14 protein-coding genes and 1 pseudogene are annotated in these 17,389 nt (G+C 62.3%); 13 read left to right on the top strand and 2 right to left on the bottom strand.

All coding sequences use genetic code 11. The annotated features are described in order from the left end of the window. Nucleotides 1-83 precede the first annotated feature (83 nt). Together EYQ35_12035 and EYQ35_12040 are read left to right on the top strand one after the other, a co-directional pair. Nucleotides 84-2,234, top strand: coding sequence for a DUF255 domain-containing protein (locus EYQ35_12035; protein HIF64863.1), 2,151 nt, complete (start codon nucleotides 84-86; stop codon nucleotides 2,232-2,234). A gap of 62 nt (nucleotides 2,235-2,296) precedes the next feature. Beyond that, the gene (locus EYQ35_12040) at nucleotides 2,297-3,643 is read left to right on the top strand and encodes a hypothetical protein (protein HIF64864.1); all 1,347 of its coding nucleotides are present in this window, start codon (nucleotides 2,297-2,299) and stop codon (nucleotides 3,641-3,643) included. An 18-nt stretch (nucleotides 3,644-3,661) separates the two neighbouring features. Here the strand turns inward: EYQ35_12040 and EYQ35_12045 are convergent, their stop codons facing one another. Next, complete coding sequence (locus tag EYQ35_12045) at nucleotides 3,662-6,193, bottom strand: redoxin domain-containing protein (GenBank protein ID HIF64865.1); 2,532 nt, start codon at nucleotides 6,191-6,193, stop codon at nucleotides 3,662-3,664. Nucleotides 6,194-6,386: 193 nt separating this feature from the next. Between EYQ35_12045 and speD the strand changes: the two genes are divergently transcribed. The 10 genes and pseudogenes from speD (at nucleotide 6,387) to EYQ35_12095 (ending at nucleotide 15,360) form a co-directional block, all read left to right on the top strand. Beyond that, the gene (speD, locus tag EYQ35_12050; protein HIF64866.1) at nucleotides 6,387-6,824 is read left to right on the top strand and encodes an adenosylmethionine decarboxylase; all 438 of its coding nucleotides are present in this window, start codon (nucleotides 6,387-6,389) and stop codon (nucleotides 6,822-6,824) included. A 9-nt stretch (nucleotides 6,825-6,833) separates the two neighbouring features. After that, nucleotides 6,834-7,817: a polyamine aminopropyltransferase gene (gene speE / locus EYQ35_12055; GenBank protein ID HIF64867.1), complete on the top strand. Its 984-nt coding sequence runs from the start codon at nucleotides 6,834-6,836 to the stop codon at nucleotides 7,815-7,817. Further along, on the top strand, nucleotides 7,810-8,655 hold the full coding sequence (locus EYQ35_12060; protein HIF64868.1) for a glycosyltransferase family 2 protein: 846 nt from the start codon (nucleotides 7,810-7,812) through the stop codon (nucleotides 8,653-8,655). Before speE ends, EYQ35_12060 begins: the two co-directional genes overlap by 8 nt. Next, nucleotides 8,652-9,503: a hypothetical protein gene (locus EYQ35_12065; GenBank protein HIF64869.1), complete on the top strand. Its 852-nt coding sequence runs from the start codon at nucleotides 8,652-8,654 to the stop codon at nucleotides 9,501-9,503. The genes EYQ35_12060 and EYQ35_12065 overlap by 4 nt, the downstream gene beginning before the upstream one ends. Further along, on the top strand, nucleotides 9,500-10,537 hold the full coding sequence (locus tag EYQ35_12070; protein ID HIF64870.1) for a DNA photolyase: 1,038 nt from the start codon (nucleotides 9,500-9,502) through the stop codon (nucleotides 10,535-10,537). Before EYQ35_12065 ends, EYQ35_12070 begins: the two co-directional genes overlap by 4 nt. A 96-nt stretch (nucleotides 10,538-10,633) precedes the next feature. Then, nucleotides 10,634-11,592, top strand: a pseudogene (locus EYQ35_12075) (DNA-binding protein). Then, complete coding sequence (locus tag EYQ35_12080) at nucleotides 11,592-12,653, top strand: lipid-transfer protein (protein ID HIF64871.1); 1,062 nt, start codon at nucleotides 11,592-11,594, stop codon at nucleotides 12,651-12,653. Before EYQ35_12075 ends, EYQ35_12080 begins: the two are co-directional and overlap by 1 nt. Further along, nucleotides 12,650-13,804: a thiolase domain-containing protein gene (locus EYQ35_12085; protein ID HIF64872.1), complete on the top strand. Its 1,155-nt coding sequence runs from the start codon at nucleotides 12,650-12,652 to the stop codon at nucleotides 13,802-13,804. The genes EYQ35_12080 and EYQ35_12085 overlap by 4 nt, the downstream gene beginning before the upstream one ends. Before the next feature lie 46 nt (nucleotides 13,805-13,850). Further along, nucleotides 13,851-14,660 (top strand): crotonase/enoyl-CoA hydratase family protein, encoded by an 810-nt coding sequence (locus EYQ35_12090; GenBank protein ID HIF64873.1) that lies wholly within the window; start codon nucleotides 13,851-13,853, stop codon nucleotides 14,658-14,660. A 1-nt stretch (nucleotide 14,661) separates the two neighbouring features. Next, the gene (locus EYQ35_12095; GenBank protein HIF64874.1) at nucleotides 14,662-15,360 is read left to right on the top strand and encodes a PaaI family thioesterase; all 699 of its coding nucleotides are present in this window, start codon (nucleotides 14,662-14,664) and stop codon (nucleotides 15,358-15,360) included. A gap of 323 nt (nucleotides 15,361-15,683) precedes the next feature. Here EYQ35_12095 and EYQ35_12100 read toward each other — a convergent pair whose 3' ends face one another. Continuing rightward, nucleotides 15,684-16,307: a TetR/AcrR family transcriptional regulator gene (locus EYQ35_12100; GenBank protein HIF64875.1), complete on the bottom strand. Its 624-nt coding sequence runs from the start codon at nucleotides 16,305-16,307 to the stop codon at nucleotides 15,684-15,686. A 6-nt stretch (nucleotides 16,308-16,313) separates the two neighbouring features. Between EYQ35_12100 and EYQ35_12105 the strand changes: the two genes are divergently transcribed. Continuing rightward, nucleotides 16,314-17,387 (top strand): MBL fold metallo-hydrolase, encoded by a 1,074-nt coding sequence (locus EYQ35_12105; protein ID HIF64876.1) that lies wholly within the window; start codon nucleotides 16,314-16,316, stop codon nucleotides 17,385-17,387. Nucleotides 17,388-17,389: the final 2 nt, after the last annotated feature.

Consider the following 17,389-nt stretch of genomic DNA (forward strand, 5'->3'; position numbering starts at 1 on the left):
CAACTGAGCGTAACTGCGGGCACACCCGGGCTTAGGTGAAGACAAGGGATGCCAGCGGGGGGCTGATCTTGGTATAATCAGGGATGATGTTGAGGGCCGTTTCGACCATTCTGCTGCTGCTGGTGCTGCTGCTGCCGGGTTACTCGCCAGCCGACGTGGTTGAGGCGCCGAACCTGCGCCTGGAGCTGGTTGCGGCAGTGGACACCGTGCAGCCCGGGAGCTCTTTTGACGTGGCTCTCAAGTTGACCCCGGGCGAGGGCTGGCACGTTTACTGGAAAAACCCCGGCGACGTGGGTTTGCCTACTACCCTCGACTGGCAGTTACCTGAAGGTTTGCAGGGCGGAGAGCTGGAGTTTCCTGCTCCTACTCGTTTTGTGGACGGTTCCTTCGTGAGCTACGGCTACGACGAACCGGTATTGTTGCTCTCCACTCTCACCACCTCGGCCGAGTTGGAGCCGGGCGGGCAGCTGCGGGCCGCCGCGCGGGCGGCCTGGACTGTTTGTCGAAAAGACCGTTGCATCCCCGGCAAGGCGGATCTGTCCCTGGAGCTACCGGTGCTGGCGATGCAGGCGATGAGCAACGAGGCGTGGTGGGGGCAGATAGACACTGCGCGCAGGTCTATTCCGAGTGCCGGCGAAAAGGGCTGGTCGGCCACAGCAGAGGTCTACGATGACTTCGTTCAGGTATCCTTGCGCCCGCCTGAATCTCTGGGCGCGAGTTTGTCCGAACTTCAGGTTTTTCCCCTGGCCAGGGGCCTTGTAGACGACGATGTGCCCGCGCGGAGCCAACCCGGCGGCGCTGGCCTGCTCGTCTCCCTACCGCGGCAAGCGGGCAGTGAGGTTCCCGAATCTGCACGCTTGCTCTTCAAGTGGCCGACGGTCGCTAAGCAGCAGTTGGGCAACCGACAGGCCCGCTACGATGCCGTGGAGTTGGACGTTGAGCTGAAGACTGTCAGCGGCCCATTGTCTTCATTGTTGGCGCCGCCGGTCTCTGACATGACCTTGATGCTGGCCCTTTTACTGGCCCTCGCTGGTGGCCTGGTGCTCAATCTCATGCCCTGTGTGTTCCCCGTGCTGTCGCTCAAGATACTGAGTTTCGTGGCGATGGCCGGCGATGAACCAGCGGCCGTACGTCGTCACGGCCTGGTTTTTGGTGCCGGTGTTGTGCTCTCTTTCCAGGCGCTCGCCGCCGTTATGATTATGCTCAAGGCCGGGGGGCAGGAACTGGGCTGGGGTTTTCAACTGCAATCGCCCGCGTTCGTGGCCGCCATGGCCTTGCTCTTATTCGCTCTGGCGCTGCAACTCGTGGGGACCTTCGACGTAGGTTACTCGCTCACGGCGTCGGCCGGTCAGCTGGAGGGCGGAACGAGCGGTTACAAGGGGTCTTTTCTGAGCGGGGTACTTGCGACCGTGCTTGCCACTCCCTGCACGGCGCCCTTCATGGGAGCGGCGCTGGGTTTTGCTGTCCAGCGCCCGCCGCTCGAAGCCATGTCTGTTTTTACCGCTCTCGGGCTGGGCATGGCCTTGCCCTACGTCATGCTCTCGTTCAGTCCGACGTTACTTCGCTTTCTACCAAGACCCGGCGCCTGGATGGAGACCTTCAAGGAAGCGATGGCTTTTCCACTGTTCCTGGCCGCTGCCTGGCTGGTGTGGGTGTTTGCTGGGCAGGTGGGCAACGGAGGCCTTATTTACCTGCTCGCGGCCTTCGTTCTTGGTGGTGCTGCCGCCTGGCTGCGGGGGCACGGGCAATCTCGTCCTCGCGCGTACGCGTCGTTCGGCGTGGCAATTCTGGCCCTGCTGCTGGCCCTGCAGGGAGCCGCTCAACCCTTTTCCCGGTCGGCTGGCGCTGGTTCGCTGGCCGGAGGCGAGTACGCCGAGGGGGCTATTCAGTGGCGCGTATGGACACAGGAAGAGGTCGACCGTTTGCGAGCTGAAGGCAGGCCGGTGTTCATCGATTTTACGGCTGACTGGTGCCTGAGCTGCAAGGCCAACGAGGCGGTAGCTTTTTCTTCGCAGCGTGTCGCCGAGCGTTTTCGCGAGCTGGGAGTGGTTGCGATGAAAGCCGACTGGACGCGGGGAGACCCGCTCATCACCCGGGCCCTCGGCCGTTACGGTCGCGACGGTGTTCCCCTGTACGTGTTGTACGATGGCAGGGGAGATTCAGAACCCCAGTTGTTACCGCAGTTGCTTACGCCCGACACTGTGCTCGAAGCGCTGGCGCGGATCGCGGCCTGACTCCTGGTCGGCCCGAGTCCGGGGCTTGCCTGTTGTAGGCGGTGGCGCTAGTTCTCGCCGGGATGCCCCGTCCGACTCTTCACTCACTGACCTGCCTGCTCATCCTGGGCCTGTTGATTCCGGTGGCCGGTTGTCGCCGCGAACAAGCGGCGGTCTGCGAGGGTTGCAATGTTGTACTGGTGTCTATGGACACGCTCCGTGCCGACCACACGGGTGCTTACGGGTACGAATTACCGACCACCCCGCAGCTGGATCTGTTTGCGCAGGAGGCGGTGCTTTTCAAGGACGCTGTGTCACAGTCGGCCTGGACCCGGCCTGCCCATATCTCGATGTTCACGGGTCTCTACCCCGCGGAACACGGTGTGATTTCCATGGAGGGGAACGCAAAGATGCCAGGCGACCTGCCCACCCTGGCTGAACGTATGCGCGAAGGCGGCTACGCGACCGCCGCGTTTACCGGTGGCGCCAACATGTCGGCGCGTTTCGGCTTTGACCGTGGTTTTGACCTCTACAAGAGCCCGGGCAAGCGGATGGGCGAAAACGTGGAGCCAGCCCTGGACTGGGTAGGCTCGCTCGCTGCCGACAAGCCGTTTTTTCTCTTCGTGCACGGTTTCGAGCCCCACCGTCCTTATCGCTCCGAACCCCAGGACCGACTTGCCCTTGGCCTGGACTCGCCCCGGCGCAAGGGCTGGGCTTCGGTCTGTGAGAGCGGCGAGCGGCCCGCCGACCTTGACCGTTGGATACTCGAATACGATGCCGCAATTCACCGGGGCGATCGTGCCTTTGGACGCCTGCTCACCGGGCTCTCGGAGCGTGGCCTGGGCGATACCACCATAGTTATGTTCACCTCGGATCACGGCGAAGAGTTTTTTGAACACGGCCACTGCTTCCACCTCTATCGGCTCTATCGTGAGATTGTGCGCGTGCCCTTGCTGGTCAGGGTGCCCGGCGTCGATCCGGCCCGCGTCGCCGGGGTAGTACCGGCGTCGGTGGCTGTCGCTTCTACGCTGCTTGATCTCGTTGGACTGGGCGGGGCGGGGTTTTCCGGGGAGTCGCTGGCGCGGCTGATCACGGGCATCGGGAAGCCGGAGTTTGAGTACGTTGTGAGTGAAACCGGTTCGAGTCGCGTCTCCGGGCCATCCGGCAGAAAGGGTGGAGACGTTCGCGCTATTACTGGCGACCGGGACAAGCTCGTACACTGGGTGGACCAGCGACGACGCGAATACTATGACCTGTCATCAGACCCGGGCGAGCAGGACAACCTCGGCCGGCCACCCGAAGCAGATCGCTTGTTTGAGCGCTTACACCGCTGGACAGGCGCGCATCCACGGCGGGGAACGCAAGCAGCTATCGAGGAGCTTGACCCCCAGTTGAAACAGGAATTAAAGCAGCTGGGTTACCTGGAGTAGCCGTGCGCTTGGGCTGGTTTACCGGCCCTGCGCGAGGCTGGGTTCCTTGAGTAGCGTTTCTATCGCGGCCCTGAGCCTGGGCTCGTCCTCGGCTGGATTGAAGCCGGTGCTCTGGTAACGGATCACGCCGTCGCCGTCGACAAGGAAGGTAGCCGGCATCGAGTGCACCAGGTATTTGCCCTTGAGGACGGCCTGGGTGTCGGTTATCACTGGAAAATCGACTTCGTAGCTTTCCGCGAACTCGATCGACCTGCTGGCCAGGCTGTCAACACCGACACTTATGACCTGGAAGCCGCGCGGGCCGAACTCCTTGTTGTAGTCGGCCAGGAAAGGGAATTCCTTTTTGCAGGGCCCACACCAGGAAGCGAAAAAGTTGAGCAGCGTGAGCTTCCCTTCGTAGGCGCTCTCACTCACTGCGTTGCCCTCGGCGTCGGTAGTCGAGAAGACCGGCGCCCTGGTATCAAGCAGGTCGGTAACGTTGGCGCTGAGCATGGAAGCGTCGACGGGTTGCGTGGCGACGTTCTCGTCTGCGCAGCAGCGGAAGCCGGTGGTCTTGTTTCGACTGCCGGGGCCTACAGTCGATGTGCGTCGGTTGCAGGCGGCACCCGATTTGCTCGAGGCGTAGCCGCCGAGCAGGGTGCGTCGGTCACGACCGCTGTCGGCCCATTCCCCTATGTTACCAGCGAGGTCGAACAGGCCCGAGGCGGTGCGGCAGCCGGCCCGGCTACCGGTGTTCGAGGGTTCGCCGGTCTGCTTGTCAGCCGAGTCGTTGCAGACGCCTTCTTCGTAGTACGGGCCGTAGGGGTACATGTTTCCTTCTATGGCGTCGTCGGCAAAGAGGTCGTTGGAGTTGTTGTCTACTGCCGTCTTGCCGGTGCACGCGCTAACCCATTCGAGTTCACTGCAAAGGCGCTTACCGGCGGCCTCGCAGGCTTTTTCGGCGCCAAAAAAATCCACGCGCGCCGGCTCAAGTCCCGGTTGGCTCACCGCTCGGCCGTCGCGGGTGATCGCGGCCTCGTACGGGTCGATCCAGAAAGAACCGTCGCCGGCCGACACCATGGAACTGCCGTCGCCCGCGGGCGTTATCGCGACCCCGGCCTCGGCGGAGTCGGCGATTTCCAGGGCCTTTTCTATGTAATACTCCAGGATCGAGGCCGATGCCGAACCGGTGACCAGTCTGTCGTTGATATAGGTGCGAGGCGTGCCGTATATCCCCGCCCTGAAGGCAGTCTCTACATCATCAGTGACCGCCGCACGGGTGGACTCGGCTTCAAGACACGAGCGAAAGAGGTCCATGTCGGCGCCAGCCCCGGCGGCATAGTCTCCTACCGTCTGCACGTTGAGAGAGGGTTGGTTATCGTACATGAGGTCGTGCATTTTCCAGAAGAGGCCCTGTTCGCCAGCACAGTGGGCAGCCCACGCCGTCTCGCAAGCGACAGGGTGCTTGTCGAAGCCTTTCATCGAGCGGTTGCACTTTACGTTCATCGGAAAGTGGCGCATGACCAGCCTTACGCGGTCGCCGTACTTAGCCATCACCGTTTTAAAAGAGTTGGAGAGCATCCGGCAGTAGGCGCACTGGAAGTCGGCGTACTTAACGATGGTGACGTCGGCATCGGGGTTGCCCAGCCAGAACTCGTTTTCCTTGAGCGGGGTTTCAAACATGCTCCAGCCTTCGGAGGTCTTTTTTCCGTGGCCTCTGCCAGCGACGACTGGGGAAGCAACTTTTGACGCTTCCGCGGCCGGGGCTGCCTGCTTGTCGGTCGCGCTTTCAGTAGCTGACTTGGTGGCAGGTGACCCGGTAGAAGCTGAATCTGCCGCGGCAAACTGGGCGTCTATGGCTCCGCGATAGGCAGTCTCCATCGAGCTGCCGGCTGTGTAGTAAGCCCCGAGTGCGACGCCGGCACTGACAGCCACTACCAGCAAGGCCTGCGGAATGGGCGCGGCAAACGATGCCAGTGCGCGCAGGGGTGTCTTTGTGACCTCGCGCAGGGTGGAGCCCGAAGCCTTCCAGGCGAGCAGAAATGCGGCGAGGTTTACCGTGTACAGACCTATACAGTACAGGCAGTAGGCACGCAGCCAGACGGTTGAAACCCAGGCCAGGAAGAGCGAGTAGACCACGGCTATGAGTGCCAGCAGGGCCGTCGACTGAAGGGCGAGACGGGCTTGCTGCAGCGAAACGTTGGTTGCCGTCTTGATGGCCGACAGCGCCTGCACTGCCAGGAAAGCCATCAGCGCGTAAATCGGAGCGGCGTAAAGGGCGATGGGGAGGCCGAGGAACTCGGAGTAACTCGAGGCGTTGACCTTATCGCAGTTGAGGGCGCCTCCCAGGTTGCAGGAAGAAACATAGCTCGGGTCCAGGCCGAGTTTGAGCTTGTGCCGCACGAGGAAGACAGCCACCGCGACGCCGACCGCGCATACTGCGACCAGGGCGGCCACCAGCGCCGGCGCGTGCTCGGAAACCCCATCCTCGGCTTCTTCGCTCGCAGCCGTTTCTAGGGGCGCCGTGTTGCGGGAAGGGCGAGTTCGCCTGGACTTGTTTTTCTTTGACATATTCTGGTGAAACTCCTCTCATTATGATGCCAGAATGGGCACCCTTTGTGCAGCTTTTTCCACTCCGCTTGGGCACAGCACAGGCCTTGTTCTCTACTGTTCGCGGTTGGAAAACCTTGCCGGAAAATGGGACAAGGTCGAGGTTTGGCAGGGGCGGGCAGGGCAGCAAAGCGCTGCTGCCGCAGGAACAGCGATGAAAACGGTTGGCCGACATCTTCTTATTGAGTTTTATGATTGCGACAGGCCCCTGCTCGATGATCTCGACAGCCTGCGGAAAATCATGATCAGGGCTGCTGAAACCGTCGGGGCCAGCGTATTAGGTGAAACCTTTCACCGCTTCGCACCCCAGGGGGTGAGCGGTACGGTGGTCATTGCCGAGTCTCACTTGTCGCTTCATACCTGGCCTGAGAACGGTTACGCGGCAATCGATATCTTCACCTGTGGCGGTCTCGTACCGGGCGACGCGTTTGGTTATCTCGCAGCCAGTCTGCACGCCGGCAGCGCACGTCAGCGCGAAATCATACGAGGCTTGCCCGAGCAGATCGACGACGACCGAATTTTCGGAGCCGCGGATGTTAAAGTTCTGAGCCGGGAATGCGATCTGGTCGAGCTGCGCAGGGCCGAGGGCTGATCACGCGGCATGGGATTACCGGACAAACCTGGAAGTAGCGACCAGGCAGCGGCCTTGCTTGACGGGGGGCTCATGCCGGCGACGCGCGGTGGCTTTGATGGCGAGTGGTTCACCGAGGAGGCGAACGGGTCTGCTCGCTTCGCGGTGAAGATGGACGCCCTGCTCCACGAAGAGCGATCTCCCTGGCAGAAAATTTCGGTATACGACAGCAGCTTCTTCGGCAGGGTGCTCACCCTCGATGATGTATTCATGCTCAGTGAGCGAGATGAGTTCGTTTACCATGAGATGCTCGTTCATGTTCCCCTGCTCGCGATGCCCGATCCCGCCAGCGTTCTTATAATCGGGGGAGGCGACGGCGGTTGCCTGCGTGAGGTGTTGCGCCATGACTGCGTGCAGAGAGTCGTGCTCTGCGAGCTCGATGAGCGCGTCAGTCGGGTCTGCGAGCAGTATTTTTCCTGGCCGGAATCAGCTTTCGCCGATGCCAGGGCCGAGTGCGTGTTCGAGGATGGGATTACCTTCATAAAGAAGCATACTGCCGCTTTCGACCTTGTCATAGTCGACAGCACCGATCCGGTGGGCGCCGCGGTCGGTTTGTTCAGGCGGGAGTTCTACGAGGCGGTACGAGCTTGTTTGCGCAGCGGCGGAGTGATGACCGCGCAGACCGAATCACCCCACTGGAACGCCGACATGCTTGGTGCCATAAACCGTGAAATTCGCTCGGCCTTCGGCCAGGTGGATTCCTATCTCGCGATGATTCCCACTTACCCAGGTGGTTGCTGGTCCCTGGCCTGGGCCTCGTCTACTCGCCGCCCGGGGGATTTTTTTGACCAGCAACGCGCGAAGGAAATAGCCGCATCCTGTTCTTACTACCAACCGGGTCTACAATCGGCTGCCTTTCAATTGCCGGTGTTTGCGGAGCGCGCTTGCAGCGGCGAGAACCTGTTCGAGCGTTTTGACAGCAGGGTCTACAGGAACCGAAATCGCGATGATTGAAAGCAGCCAGACAGTAGCGGTGGTCATTCCGGTGCGCGACCGTATGCAGCTGCTCGGCCGGGCGCTCGACTCGGTGCTGGCCCAGCTACGGCCACCCGATGAGATCGTGGTGGTGGATGACGGATCGGTCGACGGCAGTGCTGACCTGGTGAAGCAAGGCTACCCCGGCGTCAAGCTGTTAATGCAGGCGCCAGCGGGCGTGAGCGCGGCACGTAATCGAGGAATCGCCAGCAGTAGCTCGGACTGGCTCGCCTTTCTTGATTCGGACGACGCCTGGCATCCCGACAAGTTGCAGCGACAGTTGACGGCCCTCTCTGAACGGCCATCGATGAAAATATGCCACTGCGACGAGATCTGGTTGCGTAACGGCCGGCGCGTGAACCCGATGCGCAAGCACGCGCGTTACGGTGGCTGGGTATTCGAGCGGTGCCTGCCGCTGTGCTGTATCTCGCCTTCGACCGCGCTGGTTCACCGGGATGTTTTTGCCTCGGTCGGCGTATTCGACGAAACCCTGCCTGCCTGCGAAGACTACGATCTCTGGTTGAGGGTCAGCGCTCGTTTTCCAGTGCTGTATCTCGACGAAAAACTCGCCACGCGTTGGGGCGGGCACGCCGACCAGCTATCCGCGCGCTACCCCGCCATGGACCGATTTCGGGTCAAAGCACTGGAGAAGGTGCTGCTCCCGGGGACGCTGCAGCCCCGCTGGCGCCGGGCGGCCGCCGCCGAGGCGCGCCGCCGCCTCGACATTCTCGCCGCCGGGTCTGAGCGCAGGGGGAGGGTGCAGGAGGCGTGTGCGTTCCGTGCACGCGCGGCCGAACTCGGCAGGTACCAGCGGTGAGCGCGGCGACCGTTAACCTGGTCGTAGCCATGGGCTGCGAAGCCGCACCCCTGCTGCGTGGCCTTGCTTTGAAGTCACTGCCTGTCGAAGGCGGCTTCAGGGCCTGGTGTGATGACGCGCGCGAAACTTTCCTCCTGCAGGCTGGCATCGGCAGGGTCAATGCAGCCGCGGGGGTCGTAACGTTGCAGGGGTTGTCGGGACACCCGGCCTGTTCGGCCTGGCTCAACGTCGGTATTGCCGGGCACGCTGAGGAGGAGATCGGTCGCGTACTGGTGGCCGAATCTGTTCAGGAAGAGGCGGGTGGCAGGGTGCGCTACCCGGCGTTACCCGCGGGCCTGGCCCTGGGAACGTCCCCGCTTCTGACCGTAGACAGGCCGAGCAGTGAGTATCGCCCCGGGTTTCTTCACGACATGGAAGGGTCGGCCTTCATGGCGACGGCCCTGCGCTACTCGAGCACGGAACTCGTGCACTGCCTGAAGGTCGTGTCCGACAACCGGGCTCAGCCCTTGTCGGAGGCTGGCTTGAGCAAGACCAGGGTCGAGTCCCTGGTCGAACTGGCGGTTGAGGATGTCGTTTCGATGGTGGCTGCGTTGAGGGGCCCGGCCGAACAGAGGGCAAGCCGACTCGCGCCGCCGGCGGAATGGCAGAAAGTGTCCGAAGACTATGCTTGCTCGGTGACCCAGGCCGCCCTGCTCCGACGCTTGCTGCAGCGCTGGAATGCCCTGTTTCCGGGACGAGAGCTGCCGGAGGTGAAGCAACCCGCTTTGGCCCGCGGCACCGCAGCTGGCGAACTGCTGCGGCAGCTCGAAGCGGGACTCGATGAGATGTGGCAGCGGGACGGTCAGTGATCGAGACCATTTACATTGAACGCGATCTGCTCGAGCACCCCCGGGCCCGGTCCGTCATGAAACGCCTGCCCCGCGCCCGGGTCGTCAGCTGCGATCACTACGGCGAGGTTTTCAATCCCCACGGCCAGGATTTTCGCCTGCAGAAGGCGAACCCCGCCCTGCTGATCGCTCGCAAGCGCGGCCGCATGGTCCTGCCCGTGCCGCCGGGGTCGGGTATAGGTGCAGAGCAGGACTTCTATTTTTCCCACCTGCTCAACTGTCCCTACGACTGTCGCTATTGTTTTCTGCAGGGCAGTTACAACTCTGCCAGCCTCGTTCTCTTCATTAACTACGAAGACTTCATGACGGCGGTGGACGAACGCATCGGCGAACTCGGCGATGGTGAACAGGCTTGTTTCTTTTCGGGTTATGACGGTGACTCGCTGGCTCTCGATGCGGTCACGGGTTTCGCCGGAGAGTTTCTCAGTTTCTTTGAGCAGCGCCCGCGCGCGTGGCTCGAGTTGCGTACCCGCTCGGTCAATACGGCTGCGCTGCTGGCGAGGGAGCCGATTGACAACTGCGTGGTGGCTTTCAGCCTTTCGCCTCCCGCGGTTGCCGATCGCTTCGACATCGGCGCTCCTCCGGTTCGCTCACGCCTGAAAGCAATGGCGGGGCTCGCGCGGGCCGGTTGGAAACTTGGCGCGAGGCTCGACCCGCTGTTGTTTCACGATGGCTGGGAGCGGGGCTACAAGCAGTTGATCGATGATCTTTTTGCCTGTGTACCGACTTCGTCGCTGCACTCCCTGTCGTTGGGGCCGCTGCGCTTTCCGCCGAAAGTGCTTGAGAAAATGAGACGACTTCATCCCACGGATCCCTTGCTCGCTGCTCCTACCGAGGAATGGCTGGGCGCGCGGGTTACACCGCGAGATATTCACGAACAGATGCAACGGCTCTGCGTGGAGTGCCTGCCTGCCTCTCTGGATAAGTCTCGGGTGTTCTGCTGGCCGGCCAATGAGGGGCTCGCGCGCGGTGAGCAATCGCGACTCGCTGTGTGAATTGCTCGCCGAGACTTGCGGTAGCCGGTGTTCTACGGGTAGAACACGTTTCACTCGTGCGGGGGTATGCTGCCGAGCAGGTCGACGGATAACTGGATGAGCAGAAAGGCTGAAACAGGTGAGAACAAGGGCATTCTGACCGCGCCCTACGTGCTTGAGTACAGTTATACGCGCAGCACCGGTCCCGTGCTTGGCCGTTTTCTGAGCGGCCTGCGCGACAAGAAGATTGAAGGAATACGGACCGCGGACGGGCGCGTCCTGGTTCCGCCCGTTGAAACCGACCCTGTCACCGGTGATGAACTCGATGATTTCGTGCAGGTGGGTGAGATTGGAACGGTCACCGCTTGCAGCTGGCTTGCCGAACCGCGGGCCGAACATCCCCTCGACAAGCCCTTCGCGTGGGCTCTGGTACAGCTGGACGGAGCCGATACAGGCCTCCTGCACGCCGTTGACTGCGGCAGCGCAGAAAAGCTTCAGGTTGGAAGCCGCGTGGAGGTGTCCTGGCGTGACGAGAGGCACGGTTTCATCACCGATATCGAGTGTTTCAGGCTGGTAGGAGACTGATGGCTGAAGATCCCATAACAGGCATCGTGTGCCCCATACGCCTGGACTACACGATCACGCCGGGTAAGGCGCAGGCGCGTTTTCTCAGGGGCCTCGAAAGCGGCAAACTGCTGGGCCAGCGCTGTCCGGCCACCGGCAAGGTCTACATGCCTCCACGGGGTTCATCGCCAACCCACGGTCTACCCACCACCGAGGAGGTGGAGGTAGCCGACAGGGGAATCGTCACAACATTCTGCGTAGTGAACCTCCAGTTTGCTTCCACCGTTCGTGAGATTCCCTACGTGTGCGCTCAGATACTGCTCGACGGCGCCGACATTCCGTTTTTCTTCGTCGTGCAGGAAGTTGATGTAAACGAAATACGTATGGGTATGCGCGTTGAGGCTGTCTGGCGAGATCCCTCCGAGTGGGGCCCGACGCTTGAGAACATCTTGTTTTTCAAACCGACCGGTGAAGCCGATGCTCCCCGGGAATCCTACAAGGAGCATGTCTGATGCGCGACGTAGCCGTGGTTTCGTTCGCCCAGGCTCCCAACCTGAGGGCAGACCGCGAGCGCAACGAGGTTGAGATCGTTATGCCGGTGGTGCGCGAGGCTCTCGATAGCGTCGGCCTTAAGCAGAGCGACATTGGTTTTACCGTTTCGGGCAGCTGCGATTATCTCACCGGCGTGCCTTTTTCTTTCGTCATGGCCCTGGACGCGGTCGGCGCCTGGCCGCCGATTGAAGAGAGCCACGTGGAGATGGACGGAGCCTGGGCCTTGTACGAGGCCTGGGTCAGGCTTCAGCATGGCGATATTGACGCCGCCTTGATTTACAGTTTCGGCAAGACCTCGCTCACAGATCTCGACAAGGTAATGAGCTGTCAGCTCGACCCCTACACGCTTATGCCCCTGTGGCCTGGTGCCATCAGCCTGGCTGGCCTGCAGGCCAGCGCCATGCTGGCCGCGGGTACGGTCAGCGAAGCCGATATGGCAGCCGTGGCCTCGCGCAGCCGCGAGGCGGCCCAGGGCAACCCGGCGATTCCCGAAGCGGAAAGTCCCGCCGACGTTGACGAGCTGCTGTCGCGCCCACGCGTGGCGCATCCTCTGCGTGAGCACGACATTGCTCCTTCCACCGATGGTGCAGCCGCGATAGTGTTGGTTGCTGGCGACCGCGCCGCAGAGGTCTGTGACAAGCCGGCGTGGATAAGCGGTATTGACCACAGGGTGGATACCCACGCGCCGGGCAACCGCGACCTGACCACCTGCCCGTCGGCGCGAATGGCCGGCGAGCGCGCGGGTGTCGGCAGGGGCGGCATCGAAGTCGCCGAGGTATACGCGCCGTTTTCTCACCAGCAGCTGCTCCTCGCGGGCGAGCTTGATCTTGGCGACGGCGTCGATCTTAACCCCTCGGGTGGTGCGCTGGCGGGCCACACTTTCATGGTGGCGGGGCTCGCGCGCATAGGCGAAGCAGCCCGGCGCATTCACGACGGCACTGCCTCGAGGGTGCTGGGGCACGCGACGGCTGGTCCCTGCCTGCAGCAGAACCTGGTCTGCGTCATGGAGGCGGGTCGATGAGCGAGCGCTGCGCCGTTACAGGCGTTGGCCAGACCCGCCACGACGCTGAGCGCAGCGACGTGTCCATGCACGGGCTGGTTCGTGAAGCCGCGGTGCGTGCCCTGGCTGACGCCGGCCTGGGATGGGAAGACATCGACGCCGTGGTGGTCGGCAAGGCACCCGACCAGTTCGAAGGCGTTATGATGCCCGAGCTCATGATGGCCGACGCTCTGGGTGCGGTCGGTAAGCCATTGATACGAGTGCACACCGCCGGTAGCGTGGGCGGCTCGACCGGCCTGGTGGCGGCTGGACTGGTGCAGGGAGGCGTGCACAAGCGGGTATTGGTGGTGGCCTGGGAGAAGCAATCCGAGGCCGACGCGTCCTGGGTGCTGATGATGAAAATTCCATTCGCAGCTCCGCTGGTCGCGGGTGCGGGCGGGTACTTTGCACCCTACATTCGCGCTTACATGGAGCGCTCGGGGGCGCCGGCGGATACGGGCATAAAGGTGGCAGTTAAGGATCGCCTCAACGCTCTCAAGAACCCTTACGCTCACCTCCAGATGCCCGATATCACCGAAGAGATGGTGGCTGATTCGCTCATGCTCTGGGACCCCATACGCTACCTCGAGACCTGCCCGTCTTCGGACGGGGCCTGCGCGCTGGTGCTGACCGCCGAGGACGCTCTGGGAAGCTGCCAAAACCCGGCCTGGATCGTGTCGAACGCGATGCGCAGCGAACCCACAATGTTTGCGGGCCGCGACGGTGTGAACCCGCAGGCTGGGATCGATTGCGCGGCTGAACTCTACCGAAAGGGGGGAATCACCGACCCGCGGCGGCAGATAGACGTGGCGGAAATCTACGTTCCCTTCAGCTGGTTTGAGCCGATGTGGATGGAGAACCTTGGGTTTGCCGAGCAGGGCGAGGGGTGGAAGATGACAATGTCGGGAGCAACCGCGATGGATGGTGATATGCCCATCAATCCGTCGGGCGGTGTGCTTTCCTCCAATCCGATAGGCGCGTCAGGCCTGCTGCGTTTTGCCGAGGCGGCCCTGCAGGTAAGAGGCATGGCCGGCGAACACCAGGTGGACGGCGCAAAGCTGGCAATGGGTCACGCCTATGGTGGCGGTTCGCAGTACTTCGCCATGTGGCTGGTGAGCAGCGACAAACCGTGAAGAGCTGCGCCCCGCCCGCAAGGCTCGCCACTGGGGGAAGCAACTGATGTCTGAACCCGCACTGCTGGTCGAACGCGATGGAGGCGTCGTTACCCTGACGCTCAATCGGCCCGAAGCCCGTAACGCCTTCAATCCCGAAATGCTCTGTGGTTTGGCTGACGCGTGGGACCTGGTAGACGGCGACGACAGCGTGCACGTGGCCATTCTCACCGGCGCGGGCGGTAATTTTTCTGCCGGCGCTGACCTCGACCAGCTCGTGGGTAAGCTCATGAAGGGCTTGCCCCCTGACAACGAGCACGAAGAACGTATTCAGCAGGACTACTCGATTATCTACAAGGGCTTTCTCAAGGAGTACCGCCTGGCCAAGCCGTTGTTGGCCGCTGTCGAAGGTTATTGCTACGCCGGCGGCATGGAGATGCTCATGTCAGCCGATATTCGAGTGGCGGGCGAGGGCGCGCGCATAGCGATTTCTGAAGTCTGCCGTGGCTTGTTTCCCATGGCTGGCACAACAGTGCGCTTGCCGAGACAGATTCCCTACACGGTAGCTATGGAGATGCTGCTCACCGGCGCGCCGCTGGACGCCGCCGAGGCGCTGAGGGTCGGCTTGCTGGGCCACGTGGTCAAAGATGGCGGGGCCCTGGCCAAGGCCAGGGAACTGGCCGACGCGATAGCGAAGAACGGACCGCTGGCTGTTCGGAACATCAAGGCTTCGGTGCTGGAGAGCTCGTGCCTGCCCGAGGAAAAGGCCTTCGTGCGGGAACTCGAACTCGGCATGGAGGTGATGTCCAGCGAAGACGCCCGCGAGGGTCCAAGGGCTTTTCTTGAAAAACGCCCAGCCCGCTTCAAGGGAAAGTGAATTGGCAGACGACACCGACAAGACCCACGCCTGGTGGCAGTCGTCGGCCGTACCGGCGGAAGGCACCTGGGCCGAGAAACGCAAGCTTGCGGCCAGCCTGCGACGCTTGATAGGGCTGGCGGTGCTTTCTGATCCGGAGCCGGGGGTGCTCGAAACGGCCGCCGGCGAGATGGACAAGATTTCGCAACAACTCGAGCAGCAGCCGCAACGCGGCAGCCTTGACGCTTTTGCCGAAACTTCCACGGCCGGAAACGTTCACGCGCTCTTTGACCGCAGCCCAGTTGTGGGTCTTTCCAACCCCCTGTCTCCTCCCATGAGGCTGGAGCTCGAAGGCGACACGGTGCGCGGTTTCGTCAAGTTTGGCTCGGCCTACGAAGGCCCGCCGGGACACGTTCACGGTGGGGTTGTAGCCGAGCTGTTCGATGAGCTGCTGGGCTTCGCGCAATCAATCACTGGCAGTCCGGGCATGACCGCGACTCTCTCCATCGACTACCTGCGACCTACACCGCTGCATGTGGACCTTAACTGTCGCGCCTCAGTTGCGCGGGTGGAGGGACGAAAGATCTATGCCGAGGGCGAGCTCTGCAAGGACGAGATCGTGCTGGCTCGGGGCAGGGGAATGTTCGTGTCGGTCGACCGTAAGCGAATGCAGAAGATGATGGAGCAGGCGGGGCTCCGCCGCGACGCTGAAACGGGCTGACTCGGCTGGGGGGCACAAGAGCTGCCGCGGGCGGTTATATAACTCAGGCTGGGCTATCCCCCGTTCCCCCGAAAGGGTGGAGGATACTGGCCGGAAGCCCAATTTATAAGGGTTTTAAGAACGTCTGGGCTTTGGCCCCCAACTTGCAATATCTTTTGTGTGCGCCTGTTAAAGGCGTACACCGGCAAGCAGAGATCGGACGACCCCCCTGAGCTCTGTTAGCCGTATTCGGTGTAACCGGCATTCGGGTTCTGCTTCTGGCAGGGCCCGGTGCCGGCGGCACCGAATGTTTTTTGCCATGGCGCCGCCGGTAGCAATCTGCTTCAGCCGAGAACGAAACCGGCCGCGACCCTGACCTTGCTGACCACTGCTTCCTGGTCGTGCAGTCCACCGGCCCAGCCCACCAGCGAAGCGAACCAGACCTGCTGCAGCACCAGCGCTTCGGCAGAGTGATCATTGCCGTTGTTTCCGGTCTCGGGTCCGTGCAGCGCGGTATCGGTCAGGGCGGCTATGCGCCCGTGAAAGGTTGCTACCTGTTCGGTCAGGTCAGGGTTGGCCGAGGCCACCGATTTGAGTATCGCCTGGGCCAGTCTCGGTCGCCGGCACATACCGCTGGTGGCCACGGCAAAAACCGACACCACACGATCTATAGGGTTGACCCCACGGGCCGGATTGCTGCTGAGGTAGCGTTCGAGAGTAGTCACTTCGGCCGCCAGGGCCGCGACCAGGAGGTCTTCCTTGCTGCGAAAATGCCTGTAGAGCGTACCCAGGGCCACACCGGCATCAGCAGCTACGTCGCGCAGCCGCACGGCTTCGAATCCCCCTTTCTCGGCCAGGGCAACGGCGGACTCTACAATTCGCTCTGCGCGCTCTTCCACGGCAGCAAATTGAAACACGTTACAGCGGTAAACACCAGACTTTACATAGGTCTGACCCGGCAGTAGCAGCGGTACGTGGGCGCAGCGGCAGCAGTTGAAATATGGTCTTCAGGCCTGCCGAGACAATGCGCCGTCGCCACCGTGGTAGTGGTGTTGCTTACGCTTTCGCCGGCAGGCGCAGCAGAGCTGCCTGCGCACCATGTTCCAGCAGGTGGGTTTACCAACCCGGGTTATGTGGACGGTGGCCGCCCCGCCTTTCTAACCGGGATGGGATTCCTGGCGGGAAGAGTGTTCAGGACGTTTCGCCCGCTTGGTCGTGCCGCCGTCTCGGTGGACGATAGCGCTGCCATGTTTAAGCGTTGGAAGGCGGATCAAAACGCCCCGACGGTAACCTGGATCGGCCATTCCAGCCTGTTGGTTCGCCAGGGCGGGGTGTACTTTCTTACCGACCCCATGTGGTCCGAATACGCCAGCCCCATAAAACTCGGCCCGCGCCGCCTCCAGCCTCCTGGAATGTTGCTGGCCGAACTTCCCGACATCGCTTTCGTCGTGATTTCGCACAATCACTACGATCATCTCGATCTGCCTACATTGAAAACTCTTTCCGAGCGGGGAAGCAGCTTCGTAGTGCCGCTGGGCAACGCGGCTCTCCTGGGCGATAAGGGCATCGGACCGGTGCTCGAACTGGACTGGTGGCAATCGGTCAAGATAGATGGCTTGGAGATCACCTGCATTCCGGCCCGGCACTGGAGCGGGCGCGGGCTGCGGGATCGCAACCGGGCTCTTTGGTCCGGCTGGGCTGTCAAGTCCGAAGACAGGCTGTTCTATTTTGCGGGTGACACTGCCCCTTCCGGCGCCTTCGATGAAATCCGCCGCCGACTCGGAAGACCGACCCTGGCCGCCCTGCCCGTGGGCGCCTACCTGCCGATAGAGATCATGTCGCTGTCGCACATGAACCCGGAGCAGGCTATAGATGCGGCGGTCAGCCTGGGCGCCTCGAAGACAGTAGCCGTCCACTTCGGTACTTTTGATCTTGCCGATGAAGCACTCGACGAGCCGCCCCGCCGCTTCAGGGCTGCTTCCACGCTGGCGGCGCGGGGGCCGGAGGTGGACTGGGTGATGAAAGTAGGCGAGACCCGTGGCTGGTAGGT

The sequence above is a fragment of the Candidatus Binatota bacterium genome, assembly GCA_012960245.1.
Classification (GTDB): domain Bacteria; phylum Desulfobacterota; class Binatia; order UBA1149; family UBA1149; genus UBA1149.

Bases quoted from the DNA above. Each gene is read 5' to 3' on its own strand.
- EYQ35_12045 (HIF64865.1), bottom strand. From the start codon at position 6,193: ATGTCAAAGAAAAACAAGTCCAGGCGAACTCGCCCTTCCCGCAACACG.
- EYQ35_12035 (HIF64863.1), top strand. From the start codon at position 84: ATGATGTTGAGGGCCGTTTCGACCATTCTGCTGCTGCTGGTGCTGCTG.
- EYQ35_12090 (HIF64873.1), top strand. From the start codon at position 13,851: ATGTCTGAACCCGCACTGCTGGTCGAACGCGATGGAGGCGTCGTTACC.
- EYQ35_12040 (HIF64864.1), top strand. From the start codon at position 2,297: ATGCCCCGTCCGACTCTTCACTCACTGACCTGCCTGCTCATCCTGGGC.
- EYQ35_12080 (HIF64871.1), top strand. From the start codon at position 11,592: ATGCGCGACGTAGCCGTGGTTTCGTTCGCCCAGGCTCCCAACCTGAGG.
- speD (HIF64866.1), top strand. From the start codon at position 6,387: ATGAAAACGGTTGGCCGACATCTTCTTATTGAGTTTTATGATTGCGAC.
- EYQ35_12085 (HIF64872.1), top strand. From the start codon at position 12,650: ATGAGCGAGCGCTGCGCCGTTACAGGCGTTGGCCAGACCCGCCACGAC.
- EYQ35_12060 (HIF64868.1), top strand. From the start codon at position 7,810: ATGATTGAAAGCAGCCAGACAGTAGCGGTGGTCATTCCGGTGCGCGAC.
- speE (HIF64867.1), top strand. From the start codon at position 6,834: ATGGGATTACCGGACAAACCTGGAAGTAGCGACCAGGCAGCGGCCTTG.